At 42.4% G+C, this 8,011-nt stretch carries 7 protein-coding genes; 4 read left to right on the top strand and 3 right to left on the bottom strand.

The features are described from left to right. The 3 genes from pstA to pstS all read right to left on the bottom strand — a co-directional run. Nucleotides 1-755, bottom strand: a 755-nt coding sequence (pstA, locus tag IQ236_RS22010; protein ID WP_193871263.1) for a phosphate ABC transporter permease PstA, incomplete at its 3' end; no start/stop codon positions are given. A gap of 108 nt (nt 756-863) precedes the next feature. Further along, on the bottom strand, nt 864-1,820 hold the full coding sequence (pstC, locus tag IQ236_RS22005; protein WP_193871262.1) for a phosphate ABC transporter permease subunit PstC: 957 nt from the start codon (nt 1,818-1,820) through the stop codon (nt 864-866). 80 nt (nt 1,821-1,900) lie between these two features. After that, nucleotides 1,901-3,082: a phosphate ABC transporter substrate-binding protein PstS gene (gene pstS, locus IQ236_RS22000; RefSeq protein WP_193871261.1), complete on the bottom strand. Its 1,182-nt coding sequence runs from the start codon at nt 3,080-3,082 to the stop codon at nt 1,901-1,903. 191 nt (nt 3,083-3,273) lie between these two features. Between pstS and bioB the strand changes: the two genes are divergently transcribed. The 4 genes from bioB to IQ236_RS21980 all read left to right on the top strand — a co-directional run bounded on the left by bioB (nt 3,274) and on the right by IQ236_RS21980 (nt 7,850). Continuing rightward, the gene (gene bioB, locus IQ236_RS21995) at nt 3,274-4,392 is read left to right on the top strand and encodes a biotin synthase BioB (RefSeq protein WP_193871260.1); all 1,119 of its coding nucleotides are present in this window, start codon (nt 3,274-3,276) and stop codon (nt 4,390-4,392) included. 19 nt (nt 4,393-4,411) lie between these two features. After that, nucleotides 4,412-4,996 carry a biotin transporter BioY gene (locus IQ236_RS21990; protein WP_193871259.1) on the top strand — a complete coding sequence of 195 codons (585 nt, stop codon included), beginning with the start codon at nt 4,412-4,414 and terminating at the stop codon, nt 4,994-4,996. A 65-nt stretch (nt 4,997-5,061) separates the two neighbouring features. Continuing rightward, the gene (lspA, locus tag IQ236_RS21985; RefSeq protein WP_193871258.1) at nt 5,062-5,523 is read left to right on the top strand and encodes a signal peptidase II; all 462 of its coding nucleotides are present in this window, start codon (nt 5,062-5,064) and stop codon (nt 5,521-5,523) included. A gap of 56 nt (nt 5,524-5,579) precedes the next feature. Continuing rightward, complete coding sequence (locus IQ236_RS21980; protein ID WP_193871257.1) at nt 5,580-7,850, top strand: transglycosylase domain-containing protein; 2,271 nt, start codon at nt 5,580-5,582, stop codon at nt 7,848-7,850. Nucleotides 7,851-8,011 lie beyond the last annotated feature (161 nt).

Raw genomic sequence — 8,011 nt, 5'->3', positions numbered from 1 at the left:
GAGGGAAGGGTGGGAGACAGGGGGCCTTTAGGCCAGTTATTGGTATAAACAACGGTAAATAATAGGGGTGCAGTTTCTCCAGCAGCCCTGGCAACAGCTAAGGTTACCCCGGTTAAAATGGCAGGTAAGGCGGCAGGAAGCACCACTTGTAATGCTGTTTGATAATTAGAAGCTCCTACCCCAACGGACGCCCAACGAATCTCTTGGGGTACAATTTGTAGAGCTTCATCGGTGGTGCGAATGATCGTGGGTAACATCAAAACTGAGAGAGCAATAGCACCTGCGATCACTGAAAATGTTCCCATCTTTAACACAATAAAACTATAAGCAAACACCCCCGCAATAATTGAAGGAACACCACTCAAAACATTTGTAATAAATCGAATCCAACGCACAACTTGACCATTTTTGCCAAATTCCGAAAGAAAAATGGCAGCTAAAACCCCAAAGGGAACAGCAACTATAGTAGCAATTGCCACCACTTGTATTGTGCCAAGAATAGCACTGGCAATGCCTCCGGTTGTTTGACCCGCAACGGGGGGAAGCTTGGTAAATAAATCTAAATTTAAACGCCCAGCCCCCTTAACTAAAACATAAAATAAAACTGCAAAAAGCGGAATCAAGGTGATCAAAATGCAAGCTGTTGCAATTCCAGTCATTAAAAATTCAAAAATGTCACGGGAACTTTTAGAATTGCGAATTAAACTGAAACCTTGACTTCCAGCATAGTTCGTTTTTTGGGAGAGATTTGACATAAAAGAATACTCAATGTTTTCAGCTAATCAGATTCTTGAAAAACGAATTTTGAGAGTTTTTAAGATTTAATGAATTCCTCAATTAACTCCCATCTACTGCCATCTCCGTTATTGGTATTTCGCTTTGACTTGATTAACAATCCACTCCGCAGCAATATTAACTAATAAGGTGAGAGCAAATAACACTAATCCAGCATACATGAGAGCCGAAACTTGTAAACCAGAAGCTTCTGGGAATTGATTTGCCATCAAAGAAGCAATGGTATTCCCTGGAGCAAAGAGGGAAATTTTCAGATTATTCGAGTTTCCAATAATCATCGTGGCTGCCATGGTTTCTCCCATTGCCCGCCCTAGACCTAACATAATTCCCCCCACAATTCCAGAAAAAGCGGCAGGAATTAAAACTCGAAAGATTGTCACCCAACGAGTTGCTCCTAACCCCAAGGAAGCTTGACGTAAATCAGGGGGTAAACTCGCTAAGGAATCCCTGGCAATGGCGGTAATAATCGGCAGAATCATAATTGCTAAAATCACCCCTGCCGGAAACATTCCAGGGCCAGCCGGAGGGGTACTAAATAACGGTATCCAGCCGAAATTTTGATACAGAAACATTTGAAAAGGTCTTAAAAATGGAATTAAGACAAAAATACCCCAAAGACCATAAACGACACTGGGAATCGCCGCCAACAATTCCACCAAAAACGTTAAAGCGGTACGAATTGAAAGGGGAATAAAATCCTCACTTAAGAAAATCGCAGTTCCTAACCCCAAAGGAACAGCAAATACCAAAGCAATGAATGAACTCACCAGCGTCCCATAAATCATGGGAAACGCACCATATTGATTGTTAACCGGGTTCCAAGAACTACTAAATAAAAATCCTAACCCAAACTCTTGAATGGCTGGAATGGCTTGTTGAGCAATGGGAAAACCCAATAATAATAAAACAACAATAATACCCCAAGCCATCAGGCGTGTTAGCCACACAAACCCTTGATCCAGGGTTTTTTCGATCGGGGAACGAGATTGAGGAATTCCTGTTACATTTTGATTGGGTAAGACCATACAAGATTAATTATACATCATAAAATCGACACCCGACACCTGACACCTGACACCTGATAACTGATAACTGATAACTGAAATTACTCAACTTTAATCGTAAAGTCTGGGCTAATTTGATCGGCTTTTTCCGCAACTTTTTTAACAACGGCTGGGGGTAAAGGCACATACCCTAGTTCAGAACTAATTTTTTGGCCTTCAGTTAATCCATATTGAATCATGGCTTCAACAGACTTGGCAACTTCGGGATTATCATATTTTTGATAAGTCAGTACCCAAGAGTAGGTGACAATCGGATAGGAATCAGCACCGTCAGGATTGGTGATAAAAGCCCGTAAATCTTCCGGTAATTCCACCGCTTCTAAGGTTTTTGCGGCGGCTGCATCCGTTGGTTTGACAAAATTTCCGGCTTTGTTTTGCAAATCGGCCATCTTCAAGTTAGCACTTTTCGCATAACCATATTCAACATAACCAATCGCACCGGGAGCTTGATTGATTTGAGCCGTGACCCCATCATTGCCCTTAGCGCCAATTCCCACAGGCCATTGAACGGTTTTCCCTTCTCCAATACTATTTTTCCACTCTTCACTCATGGCGCTTAAATTTTTAGTGAAAACCCCGGTTGTTCCACTACCATCAGACCGATAAACGACTTGGATGGGTAAATCAGGTAGGGTAATACCCGGATTATCTGTAGCCAGTGCGGGGTCATTCCAGTTGGTGATTTTACCTGAAAAGATATCAACTAGATTTTGTTGAGATAACTTTAATTCAGCTAACTCAGGGACATTATAAGCTAGTACAATACTTCCCGCCGTCATCGGTAGCATTAAAACCCCGTTGGCGACTTTAGAGATTTCTTCATCTTTCATGGCGACATCACTAGCGCCAAACTGAACTAATCCCTGGACAAATCGTTCTACCCCAGCCCCACTTCCCACACCTTGATAATCAATTTGTAGGTTTTTGGTTCCCCCACCAATATCACTAAACCAGCGTTGATACAAAGGAGCCGGGAATGTAGCTCCCGCACCCACTAAGTTAACGGGTTGTTCCAAACTAATTAATTGAGCCGCACCAGAAGTTGTATTTGGGGCTGTGGTGTTGGTCGCCGTCGGCGTTCCCTGTGTACCAGTTGTCGGATTTGGAGCCGTTGTGGTGGTATTAGTCCCGCCACAGGCCGTTAAACTCAAACTTAGGGCTAACGCTGAACATTTAGCTACAAACTGACGAGAGGGATTAATAGAATTCAGACGGAATAGCATAAAAAAAATCAATGTTGTGTTAGAGCCGCTACCGTAGAGAATACCGTCTCTGTAACAAATTCAGGTAAAGGAAAGGTTAAGGATTCCCCAAGACCGGAAACCCCGATGGTGAGGCTAGAGGTGAAGGGTTAAGCGTCTTCTGTATGCTTTGGTGATACAATAACTCAGTTTGGATAACTGGCAATTCCAGCATGATCAATGTAGTTTCAGTACGACCCGCCCTTAACCGTTTGTCTTCCGACAGGGATTCTGTGTTGGAAGTTCCTCCCCATTGGAACACCCTAGAAGACTTGCAAACGTGGTTGCATCATTTAGTTGAAGGGATTATATCAGGCGATCACATCAGTCGAGAAGCAGCCCTCGCCTTGAGTGTTCTCGAAGATCAAGACCAAATTTTATTACTGTGTCAAGCTGCGGATCAAGTTCGTCAAGCCTGCTGCGGGAATACCGTTGACCTGTGTAGTATTGTTAATATTAAATCTGGGAACTGTTCGGAAAACTGTGGTTTTTGTTCCCAATCTGCCCATCATCCGGGTGAGGCGTCTCCGATTTATGGGTTAAAATCTGCTGATGAAATTTTAGATCATGCTAAAGCCGCAGAAGCAGCCGGAGCTAAACGGTTTTGTTTAGTATCTCAGGGACGAGGAATTAAATATAATAGTCCGAAATCTACGGAATTTGAACAAATCTTAGCAACGGTTCACCGGATTATTCAGGAAACCCATGTTAAACCCTGTTGTGCGTTAGGGGAATTAACTTTAGACCAAGCGCAAGCTTTAGCAGAAGCGGGTGTTACTCGCTATAACCATAATTTAGAAGCTTCAAAAGCCTTTTATCCCCAAGTCGTCACCACCCATACTTGGGAAGATCGAGTACAAACCGTTAAAAACTTAAAAGCCGCAGGAATTCAAGCTTGTACGGGTGGCATTATTGGCATGGGAGAAACTTGGGAAGATCGGATCGATTTAGCGTTGTCGTTACGGGAGTTAGAGGTGGAGTCCGTTCCCATTAATTTATTAAACCCCCGTTCAGGAACGCCACTCTCAGAAAACTCTAAACTTGACCCTTATGAAGCGTTAAAAGCGATCGCTATTTTTCGTTTAATTCTTCCTCAGCAAATTCTCCGTTATGCGGGAGGACGGGAAGCGATCATGGGAGAACTGCAAGGCTTAGGCTTACAATCGGGAATTAACGCCATGTTAATTGGTAATTATTTAACCACCTTGGGTCAACCGCCTGAACAGGATCAAGCGATGTTAACATCCTTGGGACTCGTCGGCGGTGAAGCTCCTGTTCCTGATTTCTCCTAAAGGCTAATAGTTCTCTGTTGTGACTCCTGCACTTGAGTTTCTCTGGGCGATTATCGGTGTTTTATTAACGATTGGTGGCACTTTTTTAGAAGCCTTTGTCACCGATCCGTCTTGGCTTTGGCAACAACAAAATGTAGAAGTTCACTCTTTAGGAGTAACCTATCAAATTGGGGCGGTTTTACTCGTGGGGTGTTTGGGAGGAAAAAATGCCGCCGCCATGTCCCAAATTGCTTATTTAGCTTTAGGATTAACGGTATTACCTGTTTTTTCAGAAGGAGGGGGACTAGATTATTTTAAACAGCCAACCTTTGGATATCTATTAGGGTTTATTCCGGGGGGATGGATTTGTGGTTTTTTAGCGTTTAAAGCGTTACCAAAATTAGAATTATTAGCCTTTAGTTGTTTGTGTGGATTGTTGACGGTTCATAGTATGGGGATCATGTATTTAACTATAAGTCACCTCATTAATGGAGCCTCAACCCAAGGAATTCTTCTGACAGAAGCCTTTGAAAAATATTCCCTTCAACCCTTACCAGGACAGTTAGCCGTCAGTTGTGCCGTAGCTGTTTTATCTTATATTTTAAGGGGATTAATGTTTTATTAAAGTTAACTGACAACTGGTACAGACGCGCCATGGCGCGTCTCTACACTGATAACTGATAACTGATTATGCAATTAAAGAAAAATTCTAATTTTTGGATCGTTGCTATTGCAAGTTTAATTTTAGATCACCTAACTAAATTCTGGGTGGTACGAAATTTTGAACTCGGAGAAACTTTACCCCTTTGGCCGGATGTTTTTCACTTGACTTATGTTACCAATACCGGAGCGGCCTTTAGCTTGTTTAGTAATGGAGGTGTTGCTTGGTTACGATGGTTATCCTTGCTGGTTAGTCTGGGATTAATGGCAATGGCTTGGTTTGGCCCCCGTTTCAATCGTTGGGAACAAGTGGGATATGGTTTAATATTAGGGGGTGCATTAGGGAATGGAATTGATCGCTTTATATCCGGTCATGTCGTAGATTTTCTCGATTTTCGACTGATTCATTTTCCCGTGTTCAATTTGGCAGATGTTTCGATTAATATTGGAATCTGGTGTTTAATTATTGCAACTTTCAGAATTAAAACCTGACTCCTGAAATCAGAAGGTACAATGAATACAGCCCAATGCCACTCTGAGTGCTGAAAATGTCCACAACCAAGCCCCCTCAGAAACCTCAAACTCTCCTGAACACAATCACACAGGTTGTCCAGACACTTCACGCCAAAGTTAATTTTTCGCGGCTGATCCTCAAGCCCAACGCTAAAGTCCCTGAATTGCGGGTACACCATGCGGATACCGATAAACCTGAAGTTTATCCTTTATTGGGTGATCGCTATGTGGTGGGGCGTTCTTCCCGAACCTGCGATATCGTAGTACGGAACCCCCTGGTGAGTCAAATTCATGTCAGTGTTGTCCGAAATCCTAAAGGGGCAAGCTTACTACCCAGTCGTCCTGGGTTTATGATTCAGGATGAAGACTCCACAAACGGTTTGTATTGGGGAAAGCGAAAGATCAAGAGCCTACCGTTACGACATGGGGATAGTTTAACTTTAGGGCCACCTGAACTCGCCTCCGTTGCTCGTGTTGAATATAATGATCCTCCGGCTTGGTATGTGCAAACTATCCGTTATGGATTTTATGGATTTTGTGGCATCAGTGCTGTGGTGGGGGCCGTGGTACTCTTTGAGTGGCAGAAATTTCAAGTTGACCCCCTACCGGACACAGTAACTGGGCCTGTTATTGTTCATGCCGCCGATGGTCGTCCCCTACGAGAAGCGAATACCATTGCCCATTTAGAAACAAATCAGTTAGGGGATTTTGGCCCCTATTTACCTAAAGCTGTTGTTGCGTCTGAGGATAGTCGGTTTTACTGGCATTTGGGGATTGATCCCCTGGGAACGTTACGGGCCTTATTAACGAATGTGCGGGGCGGAGAAATTCGAGAAGGAGGAAGTACCCTTTCTCAACAGTTAGCCCGGAGTTTATACCGGGATTATGTCGGGACAGAAGATTCGGCTGGACGCAAATTTAGAGAAGCGGTTGTTGCGTTGAAATTAGAAGCGGTTTATGGTAAAAATCAGCTACTTAAAACTTATTTGAATCGGGTATATCTAGGGATTAATTTATATGGGTTTGAAGATGCGGCTCGATTTTATTTTAATAAATCAGCCAAGGATTTAACGCTGTCCGAAGCTGCCACATTAGTTGGAATATTACCCGCCCCTAATAGTTTTAATCCGATTCAAAATTATCAGTTAGCTGTACAATACCGCGATCGCGTCATTAGCCGAATGTTAGAAATGGGGATGGTAAGTGAAGAGGAAGCGGATCGCGCTCGTCGTTCTCGGATTGAAATTAATCCCAAAGCTAAGGAATTTTTAGAAAGTACCGTTGCTCCCTATTTTTATGATTATATTTTTAGCGAATTGGAGAAATTATTAGGGGAACAGTTAGCTCGTGAAGGCAATTTTATTGTAGAAACAGCCTTAGATATTCCCACTCAAACCCTTGCAGAATCTTCTCTAAAACGTGCTATTCAAACCACCGGATCACGGAATGGATTTTCTCAAGGCGGTTTAGTCACGTTAGATTCTAATACTGGAGAAATTTTAGCAATGGCGGGAGGGGAAGATTATAAAGAAAGTCAATTTAATCGGGTTACTCAAGCTCAACGTCAACCGGGATCAACGTTTAAATTATTTACTTATTTAGCGGCTTTAGCGCAAGGCATTCCTCCCGGTCAAACCTATTCCTGTGAACCTTTAACCTGGAAAGGACAAAGTTATCAAGGGTGTGAACGCAGTGGCGGTGATGTTGATATGTATCGGGGGTTAGCCTTATCAGAAAATGTCATTGCTCTGAGAATTGCTCAAGATATCGGATTAGATCGGGTGATTGACATAGCAAAACGTTTAGGAATTCAATCTAAACTTGATCCGGTTCCGGGTTTAGTTCTGGGTCAAAGTGAAGTCAATCTATTAGAATTAACGGGAGCTTATAGCACCGTTGCGAATAAGGGGTTATATCATTCTCCCCATGCCATTAAACGGATTTTAGATAGTAGTGATTGTACGGATATTAATGATATTAATACCTGTCGGATTATTTATGCTTATGATCGAGAAAATCCAACGGTTCCTACTGTTTTGTCTCCTTCTGTGGCTGAAACTATGACAACTTTATTACAAGGAGTTATTCGTCGGGGAACGGCTCAAAGTGCCTATATTGGGTTAGGAGAAGCGGGTAAAACTGGAACAACAAATGATAACGTTGATTTGTGGTTTATTGGTTATCTTCCTGATTCTAAATTAACAACGGGAGTGTGGTTAGGGAATGATGATAATTCTCCGACTAATGGCAGCAGTGGAAATGCGGCTCAATTATGGCGAGATTATATGGGTCAAATTGCGAGATAATTACGAATTACGAATTACGAATTACGAATTACGAATTACGAATTACGAATTACGAATTACGAATTACGAATTACGAATTACGAATTACGAATTACGAATTACGAATTACGAATTACGAATTATGAATTACGAATTACGAATTACGAATTGGGGGATTTTTA

The organism is Planktothrix mougeotii LEGE 06226 (assembly GCF_015207485.1).
Classification (GTDB): domain Bacteria; phylum Cyanobacteriota; class Cyanobacteriia; order Cyanobacteriales; family Microcoleaceae; genus Planktothrix.
The sequence above is the reverse complement of the archived record's forward strand: the minus strand, read 5'-3'. Positions and strand labels throughout refer to the sequence as shown.